We start from the raw sequence: 25023 nt of genomic DNA on the forward strand, positions 1-25023 counted from the left end.
CACCAGTCCCCAATCACCAGTCCCCAGTCACCAGTCACCTGCTGCAACTACTAGAAAGAGCGATCGCCACTAATTGCACTGACAGATGAATGAGGTTAAGTTCATCTTCCCTTAAATTACAAGGTTTTTGCCACTGGAGCGATAATACTCCTAACATCTGCTGACGATAAATAATTGGGATAATTAAATGTGCTTGGACTCCAGCAGCTTGGTAATGAGTAAGAGTATTGAGATTAGGGTCTTTAGGGATATTTAAACAAGATTGGATTTGAGCAGTGGCGATCGCTGCTTTGGCGAGTGGATCTTCACAGAGCCAATTTTCAACTCCTCCTGTCACACTGTAAGCTCCCTGGGTTGCTACCAGAGTATTTTCTTCTATAAGTTGTACAATACAACCATCAGCAGCAAAAGTTTCACTAAAGGCTTTAGCAATGGAAGTTAAAATTTCCTCTATGCTAGAAGCAGCTTGGGTGACTTCCACCAGCACAGTCAACAACTGCATTTGTGCATTAGCGCGACGCAGTTCTTCTGTTCGCTGTTTCAGTAAATCATAAGTTGCTGCTGCTCTTTGGACTACTTCCTTGAGTTCTCCAGAGTCCCAAGGTTTGGTAATGTATTTGAAAACTTGACCACTATTAATTGCTTCTACAAGGTCTTCAATATCTGTAAACCCAGTGAGGATAATTCTCACGGTATCGGGAAATTGTGGTAAAGTCCGGCTCAGAAATTCAGTTCCTTTCATTTCTGGCATTCGCTGATCGGAGATAATGACTGCTACTTCTCCTTCTTGTTCGAGCAATTGCAAAGCATTTACACCACTGTCAGCTTTGAGGACGTTAAAATCACGACGAAAGGTACGATAAAGTAGATCCAGATTATCTGGTTCATCATCCACTACCAGGATTTTGAGTTTTTTTGCACGTTCACGACTACTGAATTGAGAGCGCACTTGCTCAATTTCGAGATTTGTGTTACCCATAAATTTCTTTATATGTTCTTCACAATTTTGTTATATTCCATACACAGCAGAGTTGAAAATCCTGATTTTTAGCAATTCAACATCAACCAAGCTGTGAAACAAACAACCTCAATTTAAAATCCAAAATCCATAATCTAAAATTCGCACATTTAAGGGATAATTAAGAGCTTAATTACTAATCACCATATTAAATTGAAGTTTGCTCTTCCGATTATGACTGAACTACCATCCAACACACAAGATACAGGGAATGCTGCTAATGATACAGCACAAGAATTATTAGTAAAATTGAGACAAAAACAAGGTAACTGGGTGGAATGGGGAGTAGCGATCGCCTACCTCCAAAAAAACGGTTACAATCCCCAAGAAATCTTTGAGTCCACTGGATTTGAGCCAATCCAACAAAATCAGGTGATTGTTGGCGCTCAAGTTTACAGTTCTTTAGAAAAGTTTGGTGCATCGGAAGCAACACGGGTATACTATGGTACAAGAGCTAGTGATATTCTTTATGAACTGCGCTTACTGACTCAAGAGGATCGAGCCGCAGCGGCTGATTTGATTTTTTTACATAAACTTGATGTAGACGAAGCGCGGGAAGTTGCTAAAGCAATCAAAGATTTTTCTCGCTTTTCTACCCCACCACAAGGTTTTACGAACGATCCAGGGGATGCAGTCGCTTATCAAGCTTGGAAATTAGCCAGACAGAACTCGGATTTACAAGAGCGATCGCGCTTAATTGCTAAGGGTTTGCGTTTTGTTCACTCGCCCACAGCTAGGAAACAAATCGAACAACTATTAACTGATTTTACCGTAGTTCCCCAACGTCCCGCCCCCATTCTACCCTTTTTCCGGTTAGAGTCAGATGAAGAACTACCCCGGCTTGTACCTGTAGTGGGTGAATTACCATTGACACCACAAGCTGTAAAAGCTGTACCAATAGTTACAGAAATTGAACCATTTAAAATTGTCAAATTTGCAGGGGAACAAGCTTGGGTAGCTTTACCAGGTTGGCAAGTGTTACGATCTGCGGAAGATCCAGTAGTCATTATTGCTAGTAGCGATATTTTCCCTAACCCAAATCAAACGAAAATAGAACCTGTTTTAGTTGTGATAGATCGCAATCAAAGAGATTGGGATGCTTCTAGTTATTTTGCCTTTGATAATTCTGGAGAAGTTGATTTTCAATGGTTTGAAACTGCACCAGAAAATACTTTGTTAGGTAAAGTTATTATCATTTTACGTCCTAAGAAAGTTCTCGATGAAGAATTTACCAAAGATGCTTGGCAAATTGATGAGTAAAAATTGATAATTGGTGACTGGTGACTGGGGACTGGGGACTGGGGACTGGTGATTGGTGATTGGTGATTGGTGATTGGTGATTGGTGATTGGTGATTGGGTAATCAATTTTATGATTCCCTATCAACTATCAACTATCAACTATCAACTATCAACTATCAACTATCAACTATCAACTATCAACTATCAACTATCAACTATCAACTATCAACTATCAACTATCAACTATCACCAATTATGAACTATAAATTATGAATTATGAATTACATATCATCTATCAACCAATTAAGAGAAAATATTAACAAAATTCGTGAAAGTTTGCGATCTGGACAAACACAAATGGCAAACTGGGAAACAGGACCTTTAGCTGTATCTGCTGTTCCGGGTGCTGGTAAGTCTACGGGGATGGCCGCTGCTGCTGCAATTGCCATAGCACGTCAATATCAGCATTCTGTGAATAATGATAAAAATTATCGCCGTCAGTTGGTAGTTGTTACTTTTACCCGTTCTGCTGCTGCTAACCTAAAATTAAAAATCCGCGACAAGTTAAAAGAATTATCCTTACCACAAACTGGCTTTGTTGTTTATACCCTACACGGTTTAGCCTTAAATATTGCCAGTCGTCATCCTGAGTTATCAGGTTTACAGTTAGATGAAGTCAAATTAATTACTCCTAATCAAAGTCATCGCTTTATTAGACTAGCAGTGGAACAATGGATAAATAACCATCCTGCCCTATATCGCCGCTTGTTAGAAGGTCAGCAATTTGACGGAGAAGAAACAGAAAAATTGCGTCGTCAGTCAGTGCTGAGAACGGAAGTATTACCAGATTTAGCTTATACCGTGATTCATGAAGCTAAAAGCTCGGGAATATTACCGGAAAAACTTTATTTATGGAGTGAAAAAAGTCAAGATTCTTATCAAATTTTACGTATTGCTGCGGGACTGTATGAACAATATCAAAAAATCATGAAATTACAGGATTTCATTGACTATGATGATATGATTTTAGGGGCATTGCAGGTATTAAAAAATAAGAGCGCTTTACAGATTGAAAAAAACAAAATTTTCGCAGTTTTTGAAGATGAAGCCCAAGATTCTAGTCAACTACAAACGCAACTTTTAGAAAAATTAGCAAGTGAGGAAGATGAAAATGAAAATAATTTAAATAAATCGAAATTGAATTTAGTCAGAGTTGGTGATCCTAACCAAGCGATTAATTCAACTTTTACCCCTGCTGATCCAATTTATTTCCGAGAATTTTGTGAACAGTGTAATGTTGATAAACGACTAGCAACAATGAATCAAGCAGGGCGTAGTAGCAGAATTATTATTGATGCTGCTAACTTTGCTTTAGAATGGGTAAATAGTCATTGGTTAGCCACAAATAAAAACAGACAAACACCATTTTTAGATCAAAAAATTGAGGCTGTTAATTTTGATGATCCTCAACCAGATGCGAATCCCACACCAGTGGGAAAAGGGTTAGAATTATATAGTCCTCGTGACATTTATCATACAGTTGAGTTAATTTCTCAGAGAGTTGTAGAGTTATTTAAGGAAAATTCCCAAGCTCGTGCGGCGGTATTAGTGCGAGAAAATCGCCAAGGTAGATGGTTAGCAGCAGCTTTAGAACCGATATGTAAAGAACATAAAATTAAACTTTATGATGTAGGAGAACAAGAAAGGCGTTCTCATGTACCTCAAGAGATTTTATCATTATTGCAATTTTGCGATCGCCCCCATTCTCCTGATTATTTAAAAGCTACCTTAGATGTTTTAGTACAACGTCAATTAATTCCCACCCAAGATATTAACACCCTTGCTATTTTACCAGAAGAATTTTTATATCCTGGACCATTAGCAACTCCCCAAACAGAAACAGTACAAAAAGCTGCTCATTTATGTCGAAGTTTACTTCGCGCTCGTTTAGAATTACCACTTTATCAAATCATTTCTTTTTTAGCTTTAACATTAAAATATGATCAAGCAGAATTAGCCACAGCAGACAAACTTGCAGAACGAGTAAACCTGCAAATGTTTGGTAATAATTCAATGGGTGCAATGCTTTCTGCTTTAAGTGAAATTGTAAATTCTGAACGATTTGAGCCAGTAGATACAGACAATTTAGAAGAACAATATACCAAAAAAGGACAACTAACAATTATCACTATGCACAAAGCCAAAGGGCTAGACTGGGATTATGTATTTTTGCCTTTTTTACATGAAAATTTAATTCCTGGAAGTTTTTGGGTTCTTCCCCAAAGTCAATTTTTAGGTGATTTTACATTATCAGAAGTAGCACGCGCCCAAATTCGTGCAGCACTCCATCACAAAGGAGAAAATATATCCCAAATACCATCTCAAATACCTCATGTTAGTCAAGCTTGGGAAGATGCAAAATATCTGAAAATGGCGGAAGAATATCGTTTACTTTATGTGGCTATGACTAGGGCTAAAAAGTTGTTATGGATGTCTGCGGCTCAACAAGCACCCTTTACATGGAGTAAACCGAATAATTTACAAGCTTCTGCACCTTGTCCGGTATTTGCAGCTTTAAAACGTCAGTTTTCTGAAAATGTGATGAATTTAGCTGTATTAACTGCGGGAAACTAAACATTTGTAACCAACCACTCCAGGCACAGAGTACACAGAGAAAAGAAAAAATGTTAACTGCACTGGGTGGGAATATGGGGAACAAAATTAAACTAAAAATAGTAAATAACTTGGTATATCTTGTCAATAATTAGGTAGCAAACACATTATGTTACTTTCTCATCTAAAGAATAACGGTAAATTATCGAAAGCAATTGTTTTAACTTTGGCTTTAAGCAGTCTGCTGGCCTGTGGAGTTGATATTAGTAATAATCATACATCTGGAGCTATTCCTAGCGGAGAACAAATACAAATAGCCCAAAATACGTTACCTAGAAATATTTCTGAGGCGGTGTTAAAAGATGCTTCTGTGCGTTCTAGGGTACAAGTATCTGATTTGAAAATTTCTCAGGTGACTCAGACTACTTTTAGTAACCGTTGTATTTTTGAGTTTAAAAAGGGTTGCACTAAAGAATATAAACCAATTCAGGGTTGGGTTGTAGTTGTGCAGGTAAAAGAGCAATCTTGGACTTATCATGTTAGTCAATATTCGCAAATTGTGATTGAGCCAAATATTAATTTTTTTAATGCTTCTCAACTGCCAAGAAATATTGCTAGTAAGGTTTTAAATGATGTGGCTAATCGTTCTGGTGTAAACAGAAATTCTCTGAGAATTTATAGTTCCACATCTAAAATTTTTAGTAATTCTTGTGTGTTTAATTTTGGTGAAGTCTGTGCTGAAATTTATCAACCTGTAGAAGGTTGGGTTGTAGTTGTGAAGGTAAAAGAAGAGTCTTGGACTTATCATGTCAATAAGTCTGGTTCGCAAATTGTCATTGATCCGAAAATTAAAGCTAATGAGGGTTCTCCACTACCAGAAAAAATTGCGGAAAAAGTTTTGAATGATGCTTATCAACGTTCTCGGTTACAAACTATAGGTATCAGGATTACTCGTACTGTGCAAAAAACTTTTAGTAATTCCTGTGTGTTTAATTTTGGTGAAATCTGTACTCAACAATATGATCCTGTTGAGGGTTGGGCAGTGGTTCTCAAAGTGAACAATCAATTTTGGACTTATCATGTAGATCGTACAGGTTCACGCATTGTTTTAGATCCCAAGGTGACAGGTGACAGGTGACAGGTGACTGGGGACTGGTGACTGGGGACTGGTGACTGGGGACTGGGGACTGGGGACTGGGGACAGGTGACTGGGGACTGGGGACTGGGGACTGGGGACTGGGGACTGGTGACTGGTGACTGGTGACTGGGTAGGAGTTTTCCCAATTCCCAATTCCCTGTTCCCTCTGATAACTGCTGTAATTATTGACAAATGTTGGTTAATTTGAGTTTTATTGGTATATAATTGTAGATTGTGTTGATTCAAAGCCATCCCATGCCTAAACTCAAGACTCGCAAGGCAGCAGCGAAAAGATTCCGCGCCACTGGTAGCGGTAAAATCGTGCGTCGTAAACCTTTCAAAAATCACTTGTTAGAGCATAAGTCCTCTAGCAAAAAGAACAATTTGTCTAAAATGGCAGTTGTTCATGAACGCGACGAAGAAAACGTGCGTTTAATGCTTCCTTATTTGTAAATCCTTCAGGTACTGTAAAAAATGACTCGTGTAAAACGCGGTAATGTAGCTCGTAAACGCCGCAATAAAATTCTCAAATTAGCTAAGGGTTTTCGTGGTTCTCACTCTACTCTGTTTAGAACCGCTAACCAACAGGTGATGAAGGCGCTTCGCAGTGCGTACCGCGATCGCAAAAAGAAAAAGCGCGATTTTCGTCGTCTGTGGATCACCCGTATTAATGCGGCTTCTAGACAACATGGTTTGAGCTATAGCCAGTTAATTGGTAATCTGAAAAAAGCTAATGTTGACCTAAACCGTAAAATGTTGGCACAGTTGGCAGTTCTTGATCCTGCAAGCTTCGCTAAAGTGGCTGAACTGGCAAACTCTGCCAAAGGATAAAGGTGGCAACGGATGAATAACGGATGTAACAGATAAATTCTGCTGAAAATTCAAAATTAAACAGAATTAAACAAAATTAAACGTTTTGTGAAAAGTTGTTAAACGTTTTGAAAAGTTAATAGCAGCGTCTCGTAAAGAAGCGAAGGTCAATTATGAATCAGTTACATCTGGTATTATCCGCTACCTTTATGATCATTTGTTGCCTGTTCTATGGGGAGATAGATTTGGTTGCTTCTGCGGCGACTATGGCAGAAATTCAGCAACGAGGCTATTTAACTGTGGCGGTTAAGGATAACATCCGTCCTTTGGGATTTAGGGATGAAAACGGCAATTTACAAGGGTTAGAGATTGATTTAGCCAAGCGTTTGGCTAGTGATTTGTTAGGTAAACCGGATGCGGTGAAATTGCAATCTGTAGTTAATAGCGATCGCTTACCTGCTGTTTTTGATCATCAAGTTGATATGGCGATCGCCAGAGTTACCGCCACTGAATCACGCTCCCGCATAGTTAGCTTCAGTGTTCCTTACTATTACGATGGTACAGCAATAGTTACAAAAAATACCGCTATCAAAAAACTTCAGGATTTAGCAAAACGTAAAATTGCTGTACTCAATCACTCCAGCACTATCTCATACATAAAATACTTTATACCTAATGCTGAATTAGTCGGTGTTAATTCCTACGCCCAGGGAAGAGAGCAAATAGAAAGCGGTAAAGTGGATGCTTTTGCGGCTGATGTCAGCGTTTTAAGTGGTTGGGTACAAGAATATCCCCAATATCAAATATTGCCAACCAAATTATCAACAGAACCATTATCTGTAGTCATGCCCAAAGGATTGCAGTACGATGAATTAAGGCGAGGAATAAATGAAGCGATCGCTCGTTACACAACCACAGGTTGGCTCAAAGAACGAACAAACTATTGGGGACTAGAATAATTGATAATTGATAATTGATAATTGATAAGGGAGAAATTTTTATTGTTAATTCTTAATTTATTTATTTTCTCATTTTCCCAGAAAGTTGATAATAGATAGAGAAAGCAAGTTTAATATTTGTATTTGCAACCAATGGATAACAATCTAGTAATCATTTATCTTTCAGTTTTCGTCGGTTTGCTCCTATTTGCGGGAGTGAGTGTTTTTCGTCAGATTTTCAAAACTCGTAAACTTGAAAATTCTCTTTCCCAGTTGAAAACCAAATTGACAAAAGAAAAAGGTACTGCACAAGAATATTACGAATTAGCTAGTATTTATTCTGAAAAAAAAGTTTTTACCCAGGCAATACCCCTATTTCAAAAAGCTATCAAAGCCGCCGAAGAAGAGGGAGAAGAAAACATTGCCCCAGTTTACAATGGTTTGGGATATGTTTACTTTGCCCAAGAACAATATGATTTAGCGATTCGGCAGTACAAAGAAGCATTAAAATTGCAACCAGATTATGTAGTAGCGTTGAATAATCTTGGCCATGCTTACGAAAAGAAAAAATTAACTGCTCAGGCGTTGGAAATGTATGAAACCGCACTCAAAATTGCACCTAATAACGCCACAGCTAAACGTCGTGCCGAATCTTTGCGGAGATTAGTTTCTGCATAGTAAAAAGCTATCAGCTATCAGCTATCAGCAATAAAATTCTTGTGCTACAAGGCTTTTAAATTACCAACAAGATATTGTATAATCCATACCCCTGACTTCTTAAAGAAGTTGGGGATATTTTTATTCTTTATATTCATTTTCTGCTAATTATACTGTTTATGAGTAATAGTTTTGAAATCAATAGATATTCATTAACTCTACTGACTTCTCAAACAGTATGATGCAAAAACTCAATTATTTTTTCCACATTCCAGCAACAAAAAATACATATTTGTGGGGTGGGCATCCTGCCCGCCCAAAAAACCTGTTAAAACTGGCTATTAACTTATTGATGATCATTTCTCTAACCCTGATATTTCCTCATATTACATTTGCTCAAGAATTAAATCAAAAATCATTTATTACCCATCCCCTCAACCCCTTAACAGAGACAGAAATTACCACCGCAGTAGAAGTATTAAAACGGGAAAAACCATTAAGCAACACAACATTTTTTCCCATGATTACATTACAAGAACCAGATAAAAGCCAAGTCTTGAATTTTCAACCTGGGCAAAAATTTACCCGCCGTGTTTTTTTGCAAGTTTATGAACGGGAACACAATAAAACTTTTACAGCGACAGTTGATTTAATAACCAAAACCCTAACTAACTGGCAAGAAATACCTCATGTTCAACCTGCTATTTTACCCGCAGATTATGAAATAGCCAGAGAAGTTGTGAAATCTGATCCGCGCTGGCAACAAGCAATGAAAAAACGAGGAATTAAAGATTTTAACCAAATACAAATAAGTTGTTGGGGAGCAGGAATATTAACTTCAGCAGAAGCAAAAAATGGTCATAGAATTTGCCGTGCATTATCCTATTATCAAGGTAAACATTGGAATTATTTCTCACGCCCCATCGAAGGTGTTTTAGTCACTGTTGATTTAAATAAAGAAGAAGTTTCTAGTTTTGTAGATCATGGTGTAGTTCCTATTTCCCAAGAAAACTGGGACTATGATATTAAAGCTTTCAATAAATTAACACCACCACCTAAACCTTTAAAAATCATTCAACCAGAAGGTACAACATTCAAAATTCAAGGTAATGAAATTACTTGGCAAGGTTGGCAATTTCGTTATTTAATGCACCCCCGTGAAGGCTTGGTTTTGTATCTTGTTAAATATAACGATGGCGAAAAAATCAGACCTGTTTTATATCGTGGAAGTCTTTCAGAAATGGTAGTTCCTTACGGTGATCCAAATCCTAACTGGTCATTTCGTAACGCCTTTGATGTGGGAGAATACAATATTGGTTTATTAGCAAATCAACTAAAATTAGGTCAAGAAATTCCTGAAAATGGAGTTTTATTAAATGCCACTTTTGCTAATGGTGAAGGTGAACCTTATACTATGCCGGGAGTCATAGGTATTTATGAAAGAGATAACGGCGTACTTTGGAAACATTTTGATTTTAACAGTCAAAAAAATTATGTCCGTCGTAATCGTGAATTAGTCATGAAAATGATTACAACAGTTGATAATTATGATTATACTTTGAATTGGATATTTCACCAAGATGGAAGTTTAGAAATAAAAAATGAATTATCGGGAATTGTGTTATCTCAAGGCACATCTGACGAAAAACAATCTAGCAATTCTTTGGGAAGATTATTAGCTAAAAATATCTTTGGTGTCAATCATCAGCACTTTTTCAATTATCGCTTAGATTTAGATGTTGATGGACAAAATAATAATGTGATGGAAATGAACGTTAATAATTTACCTATCAGTGAACAAAATCCTTTAGGAAATGCCATTACAGTTGAAGATACATTATTAAAAACCGAAACAGAAGCAGTGCGTGATGCAGATATTAAACATAGTCGAGAATGGATGATTACCAGTGCAGATAAAAAGAATCATTTAGGGGTTGCACCTGCATATATATTAATGCCAGGAGCAAATACAATTTTGTATGCAGTAGAAGGTGCAAAAATACGAAAAAAAGCTAGTTTTGCAACTCATCATTTTTGGGTAACAAAATATAAAACCGATGAAATGTATGCAGGTGGTGATTATCCAAATCAAACATCACTCGGAGAAGGTTTAGCGAAATATATTGCTGATAATGAATCTTTGGAAAATGAAGATATTGTTGTGTGGTACACAATGGGTATGACTCATGTTCCTCGTCCAGAAGATTGGCCTGTAATGCCACGACATCAAGTAAGTTTTAAACTGATGCCAAGGGGATTTTTTAAGAGAAATCCAGCGATTAATTTAGGTGAATAAATTCCTTATTTCTCGTTACCTGTCTCTGACAAGTAATGAAATATATGAGGTTCTGCCTCAATAGACATTTGATGAAAATGAATGTAAGGACAATTCATGAATTGTCCCTACAAGGGTTTCAGGCTACACATATTTAAATTCGGTCGATGTCTAATAGACAAATCCCTAGAGAAATTTTTTGATATGTAAACTTGCAATGTGAGTGTTAATTAGCCTACGATATATCAAACACGCGCAGTTTTGAAAACAGGATAGCTAAAAACTAATGAACTTTCCAGATATTAATATTCCCGGTGATGGACAACTTCACGCCCGCTTAACGACTTCCTTGGGTGAAATTGTGGTTAAATTGGAGGAAGATAGAACCCCCAATACTGTTAAAAATTTTGTCGGTTTAGCTACCGGAAACATTGACTGGAAAGATCCTAAAACCGGTGCATCTATGCTTGGTACTCCCGCTTATGATGGCGTTCGCTTTCACCGTGTCATTCCCGATTTTATGATTCAATGCGGTGATCCTTTAAGTCGTTATCCTGATATGTCTCATCGTTGGGGTACTGGTGGACCAGGATATAGATTTGAGGATGAGTTTCATCCTGAATTGAAGCATGATGAACCAGGTATTTTGTCAATGGCTAATGCAGGACCTGGAACTAATGGTTCTCAATGGTTTATTACAGAAGGACCAACACCTCATCTTGACAAAAGACACAGTGTTTTTGGTCAAGTAGTTGAAGGTATGGATATCGTCAATAGAATCGCTAATGTACCTACAAAACGCGATCGCCCTAATCAAGATGTCGTGTTAGAAAAAGTGGAAATTTTCCGCAAGTAATTAAGTAATTTTTTCAGATCCTTGACTTGTTTAATCAAGTTGGGGTCTGATAACTTAAATTATTTATCTAATTATTTATCTAATCATTTATCTATGTATGAGGAATGATCAGTCATATCACAGATTTAACAGATATAACCGGGGTAAATTTATCTGCAAAATTGAACTTAATTCAAAGAAGTGAATTAGGTCAATTTCTCACTCCTGCTACAGTTGCGAAATTTATGGCAGGACAATTTAATAATTTATCGGGTCATATTAGTTTACTTGATCCTGGTGCTGGTGTGGGGACTTTAACTGCTGCGTTTGTAGAACAACTGTTGCTAAATTCCCATCAGGTTGAAAGTTGTTTTCTCACAGCTTATGAAATACGGGTCCAGTTGTAGATTTTCGTCTCAAATCAGCTTTGAGAAATTTTTTAAATGATCAAACAGTTCCCCTAATTTATCCAGAATCTATTAAACCAGGAAAAGTTTTATTTCCTCCCCAAAATCCAAAAAAATCAATTGCTATTGTTCACACTCAAGAAACACAAAAATGGTTGATTCCCCAAGGTTGTTATGTTTTAACTAAAAGGTTTTCCGCTAAAGAAGAAAAACGTCGTGTTGTTGCTGCTGTATCCTACCCTATAGATTACCCAGTATTGGGTATAGAGAATCATATTAACTACTATCATGCACAAGGAAAGGGAATAAATATCAACTTAGCAAAGGGTTTAACAGCATTTCTCAATTCAACTTTATTTGATCAATACTTTCGACTTTTTAGCGGTAACACACAAGTTAATGCTACAGACTTACGCAAAGTTAAATATCCATGTAAAGATGATTTAATTCAACTGGGAAAACAAATTAATGAATCTGGATTTGATCAAGATAAATTAGATGATATTGTCAATAAAAATCTATCAATTATGAGTGAAACAATCAACGCAATTGCAGCTAGTAAACGTATTCAAGAAGCAATGAATATTCTGAAAGAAATTGCTGCACCCAAAGAACAACAAAACGAAAGATCCGCATTATGTTTACTCGCATTAGCAGATATTCGACCAGAAACTTCTTGGAATCAAGCAACAGCACCTAAACGCAGAATTACAGAAATGATGGATTGGTTTCGTGATTTTTATGGGAAACAATACGCACCAAATACACGAGAAACAGTAAGACGACAAACAATGCACCAGTTTGTACAAATGGGTTTGGTGGTGGAAAATCCAGATCAACCAAACCGACCAATTAATAGTCCTAAATGGTGTTATCAATTACAACCAACAGCACTATCATTAATCAAATCCTATAATTCTGAACTGTGGGAGGAATCCCGTCGTAATTATGCTATTGCAAATATCAAAACAAAAGTTTTTAAAAAGTCTAACCATTACCTAACTTACTAACAAAATCCGCGTGTTCAACAGACTGTAAACCTGCTTGTAAAACCTGCAAAACCTCAGACATATTACCTGTTAACAACTCATTTACTGCTAACCATAAACCTGGAAACACACGACTTTTTAAAATACCATTTTCATCAGCAACTAATTCTAAATATTCACCTTGTTCTAAACAAAACCAAGTTAATTTTTGCTCTAAAACTTGCCAAACAATATACTCTTTCACACCATTACGACGATAAGCTTGTTTTTTACCATGTAAATCAATAGCTGCACTACTAGCAGCAATTTCTACTACTAATTCCGGCGCACCTTCAATATAATCATCTTCACTAATTCTAGTTTGTCCACCTGCTTCTGGTGTAATAATCAAAACTGCATCCGGTTGAGGTTCGTTATCGAAGTCTAAACGCACTGTAGGTTCAACTGCTAATTTTAGACTAGGAGTAAAAACCTTATAATTCCCCATCCATATCAATATGTGAGCATGAGGTTCTCCATGACTTTGTAAACGTAAAGCAGCAGGCATAATATAAACAATTCCTTCGATTAGTTCAGCTTTTTTTATATCACTTGTACTATCATAACGGCGCTCAAATTCATAACGATTAAGTTTATCACCGTTAGTTAAAGGAAGAATAAAAGTAGAAGGAAAGGGTAGTTTAACCATTATTTTTTTACTGGATAATTACACCATAAATACATGATAACAAAAAAACACTTTACATATCTCTAAAAACTGATAAAAATATTTATCAAAATATTTATCAAAATATTAAGACTTCTTTACTTAAACTATGGAAAAATTTTAGCACTTAATCCCCGAAATCCTATCTATGACTACCTTTGAGCAATGCTAAGATTTGCTAACACCGAGAAGTTAACTTCACTTACTTAAAAAAGCTTATTTGTTGATAGCCAAAAGTTTTGCGACAATCCAAGTTAATCATCAAAATAATAATCAAAAACTCATAGTTACTTGAGTGATAAAGGGAGAAGACTGAATGAAATTAGCTTACTGGATGTATGCTGGACCTGCTCACATTGGTACTTTACGGGTTGCTAGTTCCTTTAAAAATGTTCACGCTATTATGCACGCTCCTTTAGGAGATGACTATTTTAACGTCATGCGTTCGATGTTATCCAGAGAACGTGATTTTACACCAGTTACAGCTAGTATTGTAGATCGTCATGTTTTAGCGCGTGGTTCTCAAGAAAAAGTAGTAGAAAATATCACCCGCAAGGATGCAGAAGAACACCCAGATTTAATTGTTTTAACTCCTACTTGCACATCGAGTATTTTACAAGAAGATTTACAAAACTTTGTAGATCGGGCGCAAATGGATGCAAAAGGTGATGTGTTGTTAGCAGATGTCAATCATTATCGTGTGAATGAACTGCAAGCAGCAGATAGAACTTTACATCAAATTGTCAAATATTACATTGAAAAAGCGCGGAAAAAAGACGAATTACCAACTTCAAAAACTGAAAATCCTTCAGTAAATATTATTGGTATTTCCACCTTGGGTTTTCATAATAATCATGATTGCACAGAACTGAAAAAATTAATGGCTGATTTAGGAATTGAAGTTAATGCTGTGATTCCTGAAGGTGCTTCTGTTCATGAGTTAAAGAATTTACCAAAAGCATGGTTTAATTTAGTTCCTTATCGGGAATTGGGGTTATTAACTGCTAATTATTTACAAGCAGAATTTGGTACACCTTTTGTAGATATTACCCCGATGGGAGTGGTGGAAACTGCTAGATGTATCCGCAAAATTCAACAAGTAATTAATCAACATATTTCGACTTCGCTCAATACAAAAGGTGCAAATGTTGACTATGAGGAATTTATCAACGAACAAACTTTATATGTTTCCCAAGCTGCTTGGTTTTCCCGTTCTATTGACTGTCAGAATTTAACAGGTAAAAAAGCGGTGGTTTTTGGTGATAGTACCCATGCTGCGGCTATTACTAAAATCTTATCCAGAGAAATGGGAATTCATGTAGTTTGGGCGGGTACTTATTGTAAATATGATGCTGACTGGTTTAGAGAACAGGTAAGCGAATATTGCGATGAGGTTTTAATTACCGAAGATCATGGAGAAATTGGTGATGCGATCGCTCGTGTTGAACCATCTGCCATTTTCGGAACACAAATGGAACGCCATGTAGGTAAACGTTTAGATATTCCCTGCGGAGTCATTGCAGCACCTATTCATGTGCAAAATTTCCCCATAGGTTACAAACCATTTATGGGTTATGAAGGTACAAATCAAATCACCGATTTAATCTACAATTCCTTCACTTTGGGAATGGAAGATCATCTGTTAGAAATCTTTGGTGGACACGATACAAAAGAGGTAATTACTAAAGGAATTTCTGCGGAATCTGATTTGCATTGGACAAAAGATGGGTTAGCAGAATTGAATAAAATTCCTGGTTTTGTGCGGGGGAAAGTAAAGCGAAATACGGAAAAGTTTGCCCGTGAACGGGGAGTTAAGGATATTTCTGCTGAAGTTTTATATGCAGCTAAGGAGGCTGTAGGGGCTTAGGTTTTGGGAGTTAATTAATAATATTAAGGGGTAAGGATTTATTGATAATCTTTACCTCTTAATTTTGTCAGTCAAAAGGATTGACAAATACTGATGTTTAAAAGTATAATAAGGTTATTATAAAAAACTATCTTAACTAACTATAATGAACCAACAATTTAATACACCACAAGACAGATTGGTAATTCAAGATGCTAAAATTACCAAATACCTACTTGTGTATCAACCGAAAAGTGACAAGTCAGGATATCTAGCTTTGGCTGGATATAACCTGGAGAACTGGGAACTGCTAAAGAACGATATAATAAAAGCTGTAATAGGTTCTGAAATCGCAGAAGTGACTCCCACTGATTATGGAACTCAGTTTGCTATAAAAAGTCAATGGCTAGGTCCAAATGGCCACTTGCTTAGGGTGATCACTATCTGGCAACAAGATGAAGGAACAGAATTTTTAAGATTTATAACTTTAAAACCTGATAGATCACGGGAGAATTAAACCATGAAAACAGCCACCCTATTTCAGTGGGTAGAACTAAAACAAGATGTTCCTAACAGCCTAGTCAAAGCTGGTAATAGGGGGGTTGTTTTGGATCATCTCAATCCTACGAAAACTCAACCAGAACCAGGATATATTTTAGAAGTATTTGAAAGTGGTGAAACTCTAGATGTAGTTTCTGTTCCTATTTCCTGGGTTACAATTCTTCCTGAAAGTTGGGGAAATGTTGAATATGATGCAAGACAAACAGCTTAAAGTAGAAAATATCAAACTCATCACTGATTTTATAGATGTTACCCTGATGGTAGGTAGATGCTGATAAACAGGGTAATAACCCAAGTTGCTAGTTACGGGGAAGAGCGATCGCTAAAGCTGTACTTTGTGAAGGCAGTGGGTGAATAAAGTAATAAAATCCCCTCCAGTCAGAAAAAAAGGAGGGGTGTATGTTAAATGAAATAATTGCCATCTATGCTATCACGGATGACTTATTGAAAGCGAAACCAAACAACTCAATTCCTCAAAGTCCCCCTTTTTAAGGGGGATTTAGGGGGATCTGCGGGTGTCAAATCCCACACGAAAAAGTTTTCAAACAACCTCTAACCGTGATTTTTACAACTACCTTCCCCATGATGTTGGTGTTCGTGATTATTTCCATGAGCGCAACCTTGTAAGTCTTGCTGCATTAAATTTTCACTCATTGCTTTAAAAGACTCATCCACGGGTTTTAAACCTATCCATGCGTCAATTTTTTCGACATCAAAACCTACTTCTCTTTGCTCTCCTACCTCTAATAAAGGACGACGGATCAATAGGGGATCTCTCAACATCATCATTAAAGCGGTTTCTGCGTCAATTTTTTCCGGGTTTACCTCTCCTGATTTGATGCTAGGTGCAGCTTTGTTGAACCATTCAATTACGGGGCGATCGCCAAAAAATGATTTTAATCTTTCTTTTGTCCAAGGTTCTGTTAATAAGCTATATGCTATCACTTGATGACCTGCTGCTGTGAGTAATACTTTCTGTCTGGTGTTGTTTTTACAACCTGGTTTTTCATAGAAAATTACTCTGGCCATTGTTGTTTCTCCTATAGGTTTCAAGTTTGATTTTTGGATGGGAAATCATTAAACGCAGATGAACACAGATAAACGCAGATGAAAAAATAAATCATTCATTTAGGATTCTATATTTATCAAAATAATGTGTTATTTCTCTTTTTGCCACTACAATTTAAAAAAATTAGAATTTTTTAGCAATGTGATTAGTTACATAAAATTCAAATCTTTCTTTAGGATCGGTTTCACCATAAATATTAAATGTAACCGTAGGTTCATTACCCACAGCTTGAACTTGATGTATTGTCTCAGGTGTAAAACTAATTAAATCACCAGGTTGTAAATTTAGTTCTCCCACTTTTTCAATTTTATCAGGAAATTCATCTGTGGGATTACGTCGCCAAAATGTGTTTTTCTCCTGACCTTTTAATATTGCGACTATTCCCCAAGTTCCATGATTATGAATATTAGAAGTTGTTCCTGGTGCAAATGTGACTGTTTGCACTGTTAAGGGAAAACCCAATTCATCGTATAATAATAAAACTGATGTTCCGGTTTTCGGATCTGGTTCTAAAACTTGACTTTGTACCCAATAGGAATTAATAATTAATCGCCTCACTAACATTCTCAGTTGAGGAAGAAAAGTTGATTCATCCTCAACTTGATTGAGAACATCTTCTACTTCCGTAAGAAAGCGATAAAGGCGATAATTATCACGTAATAAATCCCAGTCTCTCGCGGATTTACAAATTTGATGTTTTCCATCTCCAGAGATAAACCAATCCTGACCTTGCATAATTTATATCGTATCAATCTAGAGTGTAAACTGTGAATATTTAGGGGTTGCTGAGAAAGTCTTTCCGTGAGGGCATAGGAGTCAGGAGTCAGGAGTCAGGAGTCAGGAGAAGATTTGAAAATTTCTTTGCCATCTCTTGAAATCCCAAAAAATGCACACTTTTTCCGGTATACCCTTCAAAACCCTTGCACTAATTTCTGTGTTTATCAGCCTCTAACCTTTGATATATCAAGGTTTTAGGTTTATTCAGCAAACCCTATTTAGGTAAAAAAACCATAGGAGGATTAGCTTGAGGATTTCTAATTTCAGGAATTGGAGGCTTTTCCGGTTGTCCTGGTAAAATAATGGTATTAGGTGTAGATAATGACAAAAATTGATAAGATATTGGGTTGAGAGAAAACCAATTTTTCATGATTAGTAATTTTGTGATCTGTAATTACGAATTAAGAATTATTCGTCTTCTTCTGGGGGACGGGTTAAAATATCGAAAAGAATACTAGCACCAAAATCATTTTTATTATCAATACCTTGAATTTTGGTACTGATTTCTTTAGCTTGTTCTAACTTTCCTAGTTTAGCTACAACTAAACCAGAAGCAGCATAAGCATTTAAGAATAATCTGATATTGGGTTCTTCTTTTCTTTGCTGTAGGATTGGTTGCAGTTCTTCCCAATTATGAGGTAAATTCTCTATTTCTTTGATTTTAGCAATTATTTTTTCGGCTGTTGTCAGTGCTAAACTATAATTATTTTTGTAATAAAAATATCTGTAAGCTGCAACTAAAACATCTGTATTTTCTCCGGTTTTAGCTAAAGCTTGCTGCATATATTTGGCTGATTCTTCTGTATTTTCCCATGTTTTGGCGGCTAATATTAATAGTTCTTTGACTTCATCAGATACATCAAACCAGGAGAATTTGTTTTTGGTTTGCATAAGAACTCAAAAATATAAATTGATTGTCAGAATCAGGATTTTCAGGATGTGAGGATTTTCAGGATTAAATTTACCAATTACCAATTACCAATTACCAATTACCAATTCCCACTCTAATTTATTTTATAGCATGGACTAGAAGTAATTATGTAAAATTTTATATTATCTAAATATCACAAGTGTTGAATCCTGGAATACAACTTTACAATCTTGGCGTTTTACCCAGGTAAAACCTATTGTCTATTGAGAATAGAGTCATTAATTGCTCAAATTTGGTATCACTGATACCAATGCACAAATTGGACAATATCCTCAAAATCTTAACATTCAACACTTCTGCTATAAAGTTTATCTAAGTTAGGTAAACTATTGTAAAGTTAATTTTTGATAATTAATATTTTTTAAACTTTATCAAGATATAAATCAGTTTGTTAAGCCTTTAATAATAGTTATCTCAACTTGTACATTTATTGAGTCAGCTAATATCGAAATTGTGTAATCTGGAAAAAACTAAGCTAAATAATTAAATAGAGGTCTAATGACTCCTACAATTATGCGTCAGCTTTGGTCTATAGTTGAAGCTGCTCAAACTGTAACTCTTTTGCAGCTGGACGATGCCAGCTTGGTACAGTGGTTAGTCAAACAGACCACAAAACAAGCCCTATTAGATCCCCATGAAATAGATTTTCTTTGTGACTACATCCGCGCTCGGCTCAGTCTTATCCGTGATCTTGCTTATGAACGTCAACAGTCATAGGGTATTGGTGATTGGTGATTGGGAAAAATAACCAATGACTAATAACTAATGACTAATAACTAATGACTAATAACTAATGACTAATAACTAATGACTAATAACTAATAACTACTGACTTTTTTGTGGTAAATAACCTTCAACTAAACAGTCAGAACCGACGACACGCCAATTAACTCTTTCTAGGGGTATAGCTTCTGTCATAGAAGTAAAACCTAAATCACCTACGGGTGTAGGAGCATGACGACCACCAATGATTTTAGGAGCGATAAAAGCCAGAATTTTTTGGACTGCATTTTGAGCGATCGCACTTGCGGCTAAAGTTCCTCCGCATTCCCATAATACGCTGCAAAAACCACGCCCATATAGATAAGCCATAACATGATCTGGTGTGAGCAAGGGAAATTCCACCACTTCCACACCCCTGTTAAGCAACATCTGTTGAAAATCTGGGGAACTGCCCACTGCTGTTAACACCAAAGTATGAGCTTCCGCCACTTCCCACAGACGGGCATTTTCTGGCAAATTCAAACTGCGACTCATCACCACCCGCAAAGGATTATGTCCTTCTTGCTGATGAGTTGTTAAATAAGGATTATCCTGTCTAACGGTATTACCACCGACAATGACAGCATCACAAGCTGCCCTGAGTTGATGTACTTCGCTGCGGGCATCGGGATTTGTGATCCAAGCACTATGACCAGAATTAGTAGCAATTTTGCCATCCAGGGTCATAGCATATTTCAAAATGCCTAAAGGACGTTTGTAGAGAATGCGATGGATAAAACCTTCATTTAGTTTTTGACAAGCTTCTTCTTCCACCCCTACGACTACTTCTATTCCCGCATCACGTAAACGAGCAATACCACCTCCTGCTACCAAAGGGTTAGGATCGACCATACCCACAACTACCTTAGATACACCTGCTTTGATTAAGCCTTCGGAACAGGGAGGAGTGCGTCCGTAATGGTTACAGGGTTCGAGGCTGACATAAATTGTAGCGCCACGAGCTTTTTCTCCTGCGGCTCGGAGGGCAAAAACTTCGGCATGAGGTTCACCTGCACGGGGATGAAAACCTTCCCCGACAATTTCCCCATCTTTGACAACCACCGCCCCCACCAATGGATTTGGTGAAGTGCGTCCCAAAGCACGCCGGGCTAATTGCAAACACCGTTGCATCATCAGGGAATCAAATTCACTACTTACCATATTTGAGGACATTGTGACTGGGGAAGAGGTGATTGGGGATTGGGGATTGGGGACTGGGGACTGGGGATTGGGGATTGGTGACTGGGGACTGGTGACTGGGGACTGGGGACTGGTGACTGGTGACTGGTGACTGGGGAAGAAAATTAAAAGTCAAAAGTCAAAAAATAGGGAACAGGGAACAGGGAGCAAGAAATATTTATTTTGCTCCTGCCTCCTGCCTCCTGCCTCCTGCCTCCTGCCTCCTGCCTCCTGTTCCCTGTTTTATGAATTATGAATTAATTTCATTTTTTGCCACCAACGATTGAGAGGGTAATAAAACACAGGAGCCCATAGACTACTAAGAATAGCAGAAGCTAAGGCCACACGTTGGTAATATATCCAGATGTCTTCCGCTTTGCGGAAACATTCTGCACCACAGCTACCACCCATCAAAGAAAATTGCAATGCCAAAATAGTATTTGACACCACCGCCATGCCAAAGACAATTAAAGCAATAGAAATAAAGTCTTCTTGAATAAAACGTTGCTTTTGAATTAGGCTGGTCAGCATTCCTACAATTCCTAAACTGATGGCATGGGACGGGTGAGGCGCTGTCAAAGCATCTTGCAGTAGACCTAAAATGATACCTGCCAATGCACCTGCAAATATAGAGCGTTTCACACTCCACGCTACTACCCAAATCAGTAACCAGTTAGGTCCAATACCCAATAATTCCATGCCTGGGAATCGAGTTGGCAACATCAATAAACATAACAGCACTGAGCCAGATGTCACTGTCCAATCCATGACTTGACGTAGCCAGGGATGCCAATCTGTTAGTTGGGGAATTAAGGATTTGGATTTGCGGACTGGCTTTCTTGCTTTATTGCTTGTGCTGCCAGGAAATCCAGGAATTTTCATGGTTTTGCTCAATTTTTCAGGTAATTGGTGATCGGTGATTGGTGATACAATTTTCTTTCCCAGTCCCCAGTCACCTCTTAGTTTGGTTGTTCCGGATCTGTATTTTCTGAACCTGGATATACTGTTACCCAATCTAAATAGCGTATTGGTGGGAATAATTCAACTTTGGCTACTGAGGTGGGGAGTTTCTTTAAATCTAAAGATTTGATTCTGCCTACTGGTACACCAGCGGGAAATTTCTGACTGTAAGTAGAGGTAGAAACTAAATCTCCAACTTTGACATTGGGGACTTTTTCATAAAACTCTAGCACTCCTTCGCCGGAAGAATCACCTCGTAAAACTCCTTTAGCAGATGTACGGCTAATAGTGACACCTACTTGACTTTTCAGATCGCTAACTAATAATACACGGCTAGTATTGGGAGTGACGCTTTCTACTAAACCCACTAAACCGCCTTCTGCTTTGACCACAAAACCTTTCTGAATACCTGCTTTTGTGCCACTATTTAAGGTTACTTGCTGCCACCAATGGCCAGCACTGCGTCCTATTACCCTGGCTACTATTGGGCGTTTTGCAAGTGGTTCTTTCTCTACGTATCCCAATAAACTTTGTAGTTTTTGATTTTGGCTTTCTAGCTCTACTATCCGGGTTTGCAATTCCAATAACTTGGCTTCACGGATGCGATTTTCAGGAGTGTTTCCTGGCTGCAACGTCTTTAATGGAGTGGCAATACCTAGATATATCTCCATCACTAGCGCCCCTTGAGTCTGTCGTAGTGTCCAAGCACTACCAAAGACTAGTGCTAACAAAACGATTTGTAATCCTTTATTTTCCCACCAACGGCGTGCCGTAAACATTTATGCCTGTTTATATTTGATAAATTATTTAAGATAGAGCAGAATTAAGAAGTCAGGAGTCGTAGGGGCGAAGCATTCGGAAAATAAGCTGTGAGAAAAATTGATCATTGATTGCCCGAATGCTTCGCCCTTGCAGGAAAATAAGCTGTGAGAAAAATTGATCATTGATTGCCCGAATGCTTCGCCCTTGCAGGAAAGTAAGCTGTGAGAAAAATTGATCATTGATTGCCCGAATGCTTCGCCCTTGCAGGAAAATAAGCTGTGAGAAAAATTGATCATTGATTGCCCGAATGCTTCACCCTTGCAGGAAAATAAGCTGTGAGAAAAATTGATCATTGATTGCCCGAATGCTTCGCCCTTGCAGGAAAATAAGCTGTGAGAAAAATTGATCATTGATTGCCCGAATGCTTCGCCCTTGCAGGAGTCAGGAGTCAGGAGTAAGACTGGTGAAAGTGTATAGGTTTCAATTTAGATTTTGTACCTCATTGTTCTGTAACCTGCTGTATAACAGATAGGAGTTTTAAAAGCTGACTGCTGACTGCTAACTGCTAACTGCTATATTAAAATAGTGGTGGCTATATTATTTTATAGCTATAGCTACAGAATCCATTATCTTGTTTTCGCTTTTGCCTACATATTGCGAGAGTGTCCGCTGAATACCCTTTCTAGCTGCTTGAAGTTTTCTAGCACACGACCTGTACCCAGGACAACACAACTTAAAGGATCTGCTGCAATATGAGTGACTATACCTGTTTCATGACTAATTAAGGTATCTATCCCTTTAAGTAATGCGCCCCCACCTGCTAACATAATTCCTCTGTCAATAATATCTGCTGCTAGTTCTGGTGGTGTCCGTTCTAGTGTGCGTTTGACAGCTTCTATAATTACTGATAATGCTTCCAACATACTTTCTCGAATTTCTGGGCTTTTGATTATAACAGTTCTTGGTAATCCAGAAAGCAGGTGCAAACCGCGAACCTCCATAATAGCATCGTGATCATCGTCGGTAGGATAGGCAGAACCAATGCGAATTTTGATGTCTTCTGCTGTTCTTTCACCAATTACCAGGTTATGAACTTTTTTCATATACTGAATAATTGAGTCTGTTAATTCATCTCCGGCAATACGTACTGATTCGCTGATGACTGTTCCTTGTAAACTGAGTACAGCTACTTCTGTTGTTCCTCCTCCAATATCAATGATCATGTTACCGGTGGGTTCGGCGACTGGTAAACCAGCACCAATGGCTGCTGCTATTGGTTCATCAATTAAATATACTTCCCTGGCTCCGTGAGAAGCGGCAGTCATTACAGCTTGTCTTTCTACCCCTGTAACACCGCTGGGAATACCAATGACTATCCGTGGTAAAATCAGTGACTTACCTTCATTTACTCGCTGGATAAAGCTTTTTAGCATCAGTGCGGCCGTCTCAAAATCAGCAATGACACCATCACGCAGGGGGCGGACCGCTATTACATTACCCGGTGTCCGTCCGAGCATTTTTTTGGCATCTTCTCCTACTGCTAGTGCTATTTTTTCATTTTGATCAATGGCAACTACTGACGGTTCTTGTAGTACAATTCCTTTACCAGATACATAAACTAGGGTGTTGGCTGTACCGAGGTCGATACCCATATCCCATGATGAGCGAAAGTTACGAAAAAGACCCACGCGTATCTATGCCCCCTATATGCGCTAATTTGTGAGTGTTAATTGATAAGAGTGAGATTTAATTTCCCTGGATTTTATGATATTTCTTTGCCTGACTCCAGTAAATCAGACTATTTTTTTCTATAATTTTTGTCAATGTTGATGGCTGTAGCAGTCATCTTATTTTCTCTCTTCTCATATTTACTGAACTTAACCGTATAATGGCAATAATTACCAGTAATTTTTAAAGCATCTGGGACAATTAACATATATGATTGTTAATTACTTAACATATTTTCCAGGTTTTTACAATTGGTTATTATAAGATCAAAAATTAATCAGTACAATCGTACTCAAGTTTAACAGTAATTTAAGACTAAGGTAAGACCCATGAGCATTAATGTTGTCACTCTTGTTGGACGTGTAGGTGGCGATCCAAATATCAGGTATTTTGAGTCGGGAAAGGTTAAATGTGAGTTAACTTTAGCGGTTAATAGAAAAACAAAAAATAGTGATCAACCAGACTGGTTTAATTTGGAACTGTGGGGAAAAACTGCGGAAGTAGCAGGTAATTATGTACGTAAAGGAAGTTTAATTGGGGTTAAAGGTTCTCTGAAATTTGATAGTTGGAGCGATCGCCAAACAGGTGTTAATCGTTCAAAGCCAGTCATTTATGTAGACCAACTAGAATTACTCGGTTCTAAGCGTGATGCTGAGGCGGCTATGGGGGATATGTCTCCAGAGAATTTTTAGGTGCAGGAGTCAGGAGTCAGGAGTCAGGAGTCAGGAGTCAGGAGTCAGGAGTCAGGAGTCAGGAGTCAGGAGTCAGGAGTCAGGAGTCAGGAGTCAGGAGTCAGGAGTCAGGAGTCAGGAGTCAGGAGTC

The 25023-nt window shown here is 37.7% G+C and carries 30 protein-coding genes; 17 read left to right on the plus strand and 13 right to left on the minus strand.

Annotated elements, in window-relative coordinates; translation table 11 throughout:
• Positions 1-34: 34 nt before the first annotated feature.
• On the minus strand, positions 35-979 hold the full coding sequence (locus H6F45_RS13885) for a response regulator (RefSeq protein WP_137668740.1): 945 nt from the start codon (positions 977-979) through the stop codon (positions 35-37).
• A 213-nt stretch (positions 980-1192) separates the two neighbouring features.
• On the opposite strand from H6F45_RS13885, the gene H6F45_RS13890 reads away from it, so the two are divergent.
• Positions 1193-2278 (plus strand): RuBisCO accumulation factor 1, encoded by a 1086-nt coding sequence (locus tag H6F45_RS13890; protein WP_096567974.1) that lies wholly within the window; start codon positions 1193-1195, stop codon positions 2276-2278.
• On the opposite strand, the gene H6F45_RS13895 is transcribed toward H6F45_RS13890, so the two are convergent.
• Positions 2247-2384, minus strand: coding sequence for a hypothetical protein (locus H6F45_RS13895; protein ID WP_190347457.1), 138 nt, complete (start codon positions 2382-2384; stop codon positions 2247-2249). The two genes, H6F45_RS13890 and H6F45_RS13895, sit on opposite strands and share 32 nt — an antisense overlap.
• On the opposite strand from H6F45_RS13895, the gene H6F45_RS13900 reads away from it, so the two are divergent.
• The 3 genes from H6F45_RS13900 to H6F45_RS13910 all read left to right on the plus strand — a co-directional run bounded on the left by H6F45_RS13900 (position 2373) and on the right by H6F45_RS13910 (position 6009).
• On the plus strand, positions 2373-2531 hold the full coding sequence (locus H6F45_RS13900) for a hypothetical protein (RefSeq protein ID WP_190347458.1): 159 nt from the start codon (positions 2373-2375) through the stop codon (positions 2529-2531). The genes H6F45_RS13895 and H6F45_RS13900 overlap by 12 nt on opposite strands.
• A gap of 3 nt (positions 2532-2534) precedes the next feature.
• A complete protein-coding gene (locus H6F45_RS13905; protein ID WP_096567976.1) occupies positions 2535-4892 on the plus strand; it encodes an ATP-dependent helicase in 2358 nt (785 codons plus the stop codon).
• A gap of 148 nt (positions 4893-5040) precedes the next feature.
• Positions 5041-6009: a hypothetical protein gene (locus H6F45_RS13910; RefSeq protein WP_190347459.1), complete on the plus strand. Its 969-nt coding sequence runs from the start codon at positions 5041-5043 to the stop codon at positions 6007-6009.
• Here H6F45_RS13910 and H6F45_RS13915 read toward each other — a convergent pair.
• Positions 5980-6162, minus strand: coding sequence for a hypothetical protein (locus H6F45_RS13915; RefSeq protein WP_199301820.1), 183 nt, complete (start codon positions 6160-6162; stop codon positions 5980-5982). The genes H6F45_RS13910 and H6F45_RS13915 overlap by 30 nt on opposite strands.
• 102 nt (positions 6163-6264) lie before the next feature.
• On the opposite strand from H6F45_RS13915, the gene rpmI reads away from it, so the two are divergent.
• The 8 genes from rpmI (at position 6265) to H6F45_RS13950 (ending at position 12941) form a co-directional block, all read left to right on the plus strand.
• Positions 6265-6462: a 50S ribosomal protein L35 gene (gene rpmI, locus H6F45_RS13920; RefSeq protein ID WP_096567982.1), complete on the plus strand. Its 198-nt coding sequence runs from the start codon at positions 6265-6267 to the stop codon at positions 6460-6462.
• Between the two features lie 21 nt (positions 6463-6483).
• Entirely contained in the window at positions 6484-6840 is a 357-nt protein-coding gene (gene rplT, locus H6F45_RS13925) for a 50S ribosomal protein L20 (protein ID WP_096567984.1), read from the plus strand.
• Positions 6841-6992: 152 nt separating this feature from the next.
• The gene (locus H6F45_RS13930; RefSeq protein WP_137668409.1) at positions 6993-7778 is read left to right on the plus strand and encodes a transporter substrate-binding domain-containing protein; all 786 of its coding nucleotides are present in this window, start codon (positions 6993-6995) and stop codon (positions 7776-7778) included.
• Positions 7779-7910: 132 nt separating this feature from the next.
• Positions 7911-8435 (plus strand): tetratricopeptide repeat protein, encoded by a 525-nt coding sequence (locus tag H6F45_RS13935; protein WP_096567988.1) that lies wholly within the window; start codon positions 7911-7913, stop codon positions 8433-8435.
• 331 nt (positions 8436-8766) lie between these two features.
• On the plus strand, positions 8767-10710 hold the full coding sequence (locus H6F45_RS13940; protein ID WP_137668414.1) for a primary-amine oxidase: 1944 nt from the start codon (positions 8767-8769) through the stop codon (positions 10708-10710).
• A gap of 265 nt (positions 10711-10975) precedes the next feature.
• Positions 10976-11545: a peptidylprolyl isomerase gene (locus H6F45_RS13945; protein WP_096567990.1), complete on the plus strand. Its 570-nt coding sequence runs from the start codon at positions 10976-10978 to the stop codon at positions 11543-11545.
• A 104-nt stretch (positions 11546-11649) separates the two neighbouring features.
• Positions 11650-11931, plus strand: coding sequence for a hypothetical protein (locus H6F45_RS26565; protein WP_242052621.1), 282 nt, complete (start codon positions 11650-11652; stop codon positions 11929-11931).
• A gap of 20 nt (positions 11932-11951) precedes the next feature.
• Positions 11952-12941, plus strand: a complete 990-nt coding sequence (locus H6F45_RS13950; RefSeq protein ID WP_242052622.1) for a hypothetical protein — start codon at positions 11952-11954, stop codon at positions 12939-12941.
• On the opposite strand, the gene H6F45_RS13955 is transcribed toward H6F45_RS13950, so the two are convergent.
• On the minus strand, positions 12919-13608 hold the full coding sequence (locus tag H6F45_RS13955; RefSeq protein WP_190347460.1) for a Uma2 family endonuclease: 690 nt from the start codon (positions 13606-13608) through the stop codon (positions 12919-12921). The two genes, H6F45_RS13950 and H6F45_RS13955, sit on opposite strands and share 23 nt — an antisense overlap.
• Positions 13609-13942: 334 nt before the next feature.
• Here H6F45_RS13955 and bchB point away from each other — a divergent pair, with 334 nt between their 5' ends.
• From bchB to H6F45_RS13970, 3 genes are all read left to right on the plus strand, one after another.
• Positions 13943-15493: a ferredoxin:protochlorophyllide reductase (ATP-dependent) subunit B gene (gene bchB / locus H6F45_RS13960; protein WP_096567996.1), complete on the plus strand. Its 1551-nt coding sequence runs from the start codon at positions 13943-13945 to the stop codon at positions 15491-15493.
• A gap of 145 nt (positions 15494-15638) precedes the next feature.
• Complete coding sequence (locus H6F45_RS13965) at positions 15639-15989, plus strand: DUF6883 domain-containing protein (protein WP_096567998.1); 351 nt, start codon at positions 15639-15641, stop codon at positions 15987-15989.
• A 3-nt stretch (positions 15990-15992) separates the two neighbouring features.
• Positions 15993-16244: a DUF4926 domain-containing protein gene (locus tag H6F45_RS13970; protein ID WP_137668412.1), complete on the plus strand. Its 252-nt coding sequence runs from the start codon at positions 15993-15995 to the stop codon at positions 16242-16244.
• A gap of 341 nt (positions 16245-16585) precedes the next feature.
• Here H6F45_RS13970 and H6F45_RS13975 read toward each other — a convergent pair whose 3' ends face one another.
• The 4 genes from H6F45_RS13975 to H6F45_RS13990 all read right to left on the minus strand — a co-directional run bounded on the left by H6F45_RS13975 (position 16586) and on the right by H6F45_RS13990 (position 18770).
• Positions 16586-17062, minus strand: a complete 477-nt coding sequence (locus H6F45_RS13975; RefSeq protein ID WP_137668413.1) for an ArsC/Spx/MgsR family protein — start codon at positions 17060-17062, stop codon at positions 16586-16588.
• 163 nt (positions 17063-17225) lie between these two features.
• Entirely contained in the window at positions 17226-17837 is a 612-nt protein-coding gene (locus H6F45_RS13980) for a cupin (RefSeq protein ID WP_096568003.1), read from the minus strand.
• Positions 17838-18093: 256 nt separating this feature from the next.
• Positions 18094-18249 carry a hypothetical protein gene (locus H6F45_RS13985; RefSeq protein ID WP_190347461.1) on the minus strand — a complete coding sequence of 52 codons (156 nt, stop codon included), beginning with the start codon at positions 18247-18249 and terminating at the stop codon, positions 18094-18096.
• A gap of 38 nt (positions 18250-18287) precedes the next feature.
• Entirely contained in the window at positions 18288-18770 is a 483-nt protein-coding gene (locus H6F45_RS13990) for a hypothetical protein (RefSeq protein ID WP_096568005.1), read from the minus strand.
• 538 nt (positions 18771-19308) lie between these two features.
• On the opposite strand from H6F45_RS13990, the gene H6F45_RS13995 reads away from it, so the two are divergent.
• Positions 19309-19527: a hypothetical protein gene (locus H6F45_RS13995; RefSeq protein ID WP_096568007.1), complete on the plus strand. Its 219-nt coding sequence runs from the start codon at positions 19309-19311 to the stop codon at positions 19525-19527.
• 108 nt (positions 19528-19635) lie between these two features.
• Here the strand turns inward: H6F45_RS13995 and ribD are convergent, their stop codons facing one another.
• From ribD to H6F45_RS14020, 5 genes are all read right to left on the minus strand, one after another.
• Positions 19636-20733: a bifunctional diaminohydroxyphosphoribosylaminopyrimidine deaminase/5-amino-6-(5-phosphoribosylamino)uracil reductase RibD gene (gene ribD / locus H6F45_RS14000; protein WP_242052623.1), complete on the minus strand. Its 1098-nt coding sequence runs from the start codon at positions 20731-20733 to the stop codon at positions 19636-19638.
• Positions 20723-20887, minus strand: coding sequence for a hypothetical protein (locus tag H6F45_RS14005; protein WP_190347463.1), 165 nt, complete (start codon positions 20885-20887; stop codon positions 20723-20725). Before H6F45_RS14005 ends, ribD begins: the two co-directional genes overlap by 11 nt.
• A 107-nt stretch (positions 20888-20994) precedes the next feature.
• Positions 20995-21633: a rod shape-determining protein MreD gene (gene mreD, locus H6F45_RS14010; protein ID WP_190347464.1), complete on the minus strand. Its 639-nt coding sequence runs from the start codon at positions 21631-21633 to the stop codon at positions 20995-20997.
• Between the two features lie 77 nt (positions 21634-21710).
• Complete coding sequence (gene mreC / locus H6F45_RS14015; RefSeq protein WP_190347465.1) at positions 21711-22490, minus strand: rod shape-determining protein MreC; 780 nt, start codon at positions 22488-22490, stop codon at positions 21711-21713.
• Between the two features lie 630 nt (positions 22491-23120).
• Complete coding sequence (locus tag H6F45_RS14020; protein ID WP_096568015.1) at positions 23121-24125, minus strand: rod shape-determining protein; 1005 nt, start codon at positions 24123-24125, stop codon at positions 23121-23123.
• Between the two features lie 405 nt (positions 24126-24530).
• Between H6F45_RS14020 and H6F45_RS14025 the strand changes: the two genes are divergently transcribed.
• On the plus strand, positions 24531-24893 hold the full coding sequence (locus H6F45_RS14025; RefSeq protein WP_096568017.1) for a single-stranded DNA-binding protein: 363 nt from the start codon (positions 24531-24533) through the stop codon (positions 24891-24893).
• Positions 24894-25023: the final 130 nt, after the last annotated feature.

It is taken from the genome of Sphaerospermopsis sp. FACHB-1194, assembly GCF_014696235.1.
Taxonomy (GTDB): Bacteria; Cyanobacteriota; Cyanobacteriia; order Cyanobacteriales; family Nostocaceae; genus Sphaerospermopsis; species Sphaerospermopsis kisseleviana.

Excerpts from the sequence above, each read along its gene's own strand:
- H6F45_RS13885 (WP_137668740.1), bottom strand. The coding sequence starts at position 979 with ATGGGTAACACAAATCTCGAAATTGAGCAAGTGCGCTCTCAATTCAGT.
- H6F45_RS13890 (WP_096567974.1), top strand. The coding sequence starts at position 1,193 with ATGACTGAACTACCATCCAACACACAAGATACAGGGAATGCTGCTAAT.
- H6F45_RS13905 (WP_096567976.1), top strand. The coding sequence starts at position 2,535 with ATGAATTACATATCATCTATCAACCAATTAAGAGAAAATATTAACAAA.
- H6F45_RS13910 (WP_190347459.1), top strand. The coding sequence starts at position 5,041 with ATGTTACTTTCTCATCTAAAGAATAACGGTAAATTATCGAAAGCAATT.
- rpmI (WP_096567982.1), top strand. The coding sequence starts at position 6,265 with ATGCCTAAACTCAAGACTCGCAAGGCAGCAGCGAAAAGATTCCGCGCC.
- rplT (WP_096567984.1), top strand. The coding sequence starts at position 6,484 with ATGACTCGTGTAAAACGCGGTAATGTAGCTCGTAAACGCCGCAATAAA.
- H6F45_RS13930 (WP_137668409.1), top strand. The coding sequence starts at position 6,993 with ATGAATCAGTTACATCTGGTATTATCCGCTACCTTTATGATCATTTGT.
- H6F45_RS13935 (WP_096567988.1), top strand. The coding sequence starts at position 7,911 with ATGGATAACAATCTAGTAATCATTTATCTTTCAGTTTTCGTCGGTTTG.
- H6F45_RS13940 (WP_137668414.1), top strand. The coding sequence starts at position 8,767 with ATGATCATTTCTCTAACCCTGATATTTCCTCATATTACATTTGCTCAA.
- H6F45_RS13945 (WP_096567990.1), top strand. The coding sequence starts at position 10,976 with ATGAACTTTCCAGATATTAATATTCCCGGTGATGGACAACTTCACGCC.
- H6F45_RS26565 (WP_242052621.1), top strand. The coding sequence starts at position 11,650 with ATGATCAGTCATATCACAGATTTAACAGATATAACCGGGGTAAATTTA.
- H6F45_RS13955 (WP_190347460.1), bottom strand. The coding sequence starts at position 13,608 with ATGGTTAAACTACCCTTTCCTTCTACTTTTATTCTTCCTTTAACTAAC.
- bchB (WP_096567996.1), top strand. The coding sequence starts at position 13,943 with ATGAAATTAGCTTACTGGATGTATGCTGGACCTGCTCACATTGGTACT.
- H6F45_RS13965 (WP_096567998.1), top strand. The coding sequence starts at position 15,639 with ATGAACCAACAATTTAATACACCACAAGACAGATTGGTAATTCAAGAT.
- H6F45_RS13970 (WP_137668412.1), top strand. The coding sequence starts at position 15,993 with ATGAAAACAGCCACCCTATTTCAGTGGGTAGAACTAAAACAAGATGTT.
- H6F45_RS13975 (WP_137668413.1), bottom strand. The coding sequence starts at position 17,062 with ATGGCCAGAGTAATTTTCTATGAAAAACCAGGTTGTAAAAACAACACC.
- H6F45_RS13980 (WP_096568003.1), bottom strand. The coding sequence starts at position 17,837 with ATGCAAGGTCAGGATTGGTTTATCTCTGGAGATGGAAAACATCAAATT.
- H6F45_RS13985 (WP_190347461.1), bottom strand. The coding sequence starts at position 18,249 with ATGAAAAATTGGTTTTCTCTCAACCCAATATCTTATCAATTTTTGTCA.
- H6F45_RS13990 (WP_096568005.1), bottom strand. The coding sequence starts at position 18,770 with ATGCAAACCAAAAACAAATTCTCCTGGTTTGATGTATCTGATGAAGTC.
- H6F45_RS13995 (WP_096568007.1), top strand. The coding sequence starts at position 19,309 with ATGACTCCTACAATTATGCGTCAGCTTTGGTCTATAGTTGAAGCTGCT.
- ribD (WP_242052623.1), bottom strand. The coding sequence starts at position 20,733 with ATGGTAAGTAGTGAATTTGATTCCCTGATGATGCAACGGTGTTTGCAA.
- mreD (WP_190347464.1), bottom strand. The coding sequence starts at position 21,633 with ATGAAAATTCCTGGATTTCCTGGCAGCACAAGCAATAAAGCAAGAAAG.
- mreC (WP_190347465.1), bottom strand. The coding sequence starts at position 22,490 with ATGTTTACGGCACGCCGTTGGTGGGAAAATAAAGGATTACAAATCGTT.
- H6F45_RS14020 (WP_096568015.1), bottom strand. The coding sequence starts at position 24,125 with ATGGGTATCGACCTCGGTACAGCCAACACCCTAGTTTATGTATCTGGT.
- H6F45_RS14025 (WP_096568017.1), top strand. The coding sequence starts at position 24,531 with ATGAGCATTAATGTTGTCACTCTTGTTGGACGTGTAGGTGGCGATCCA.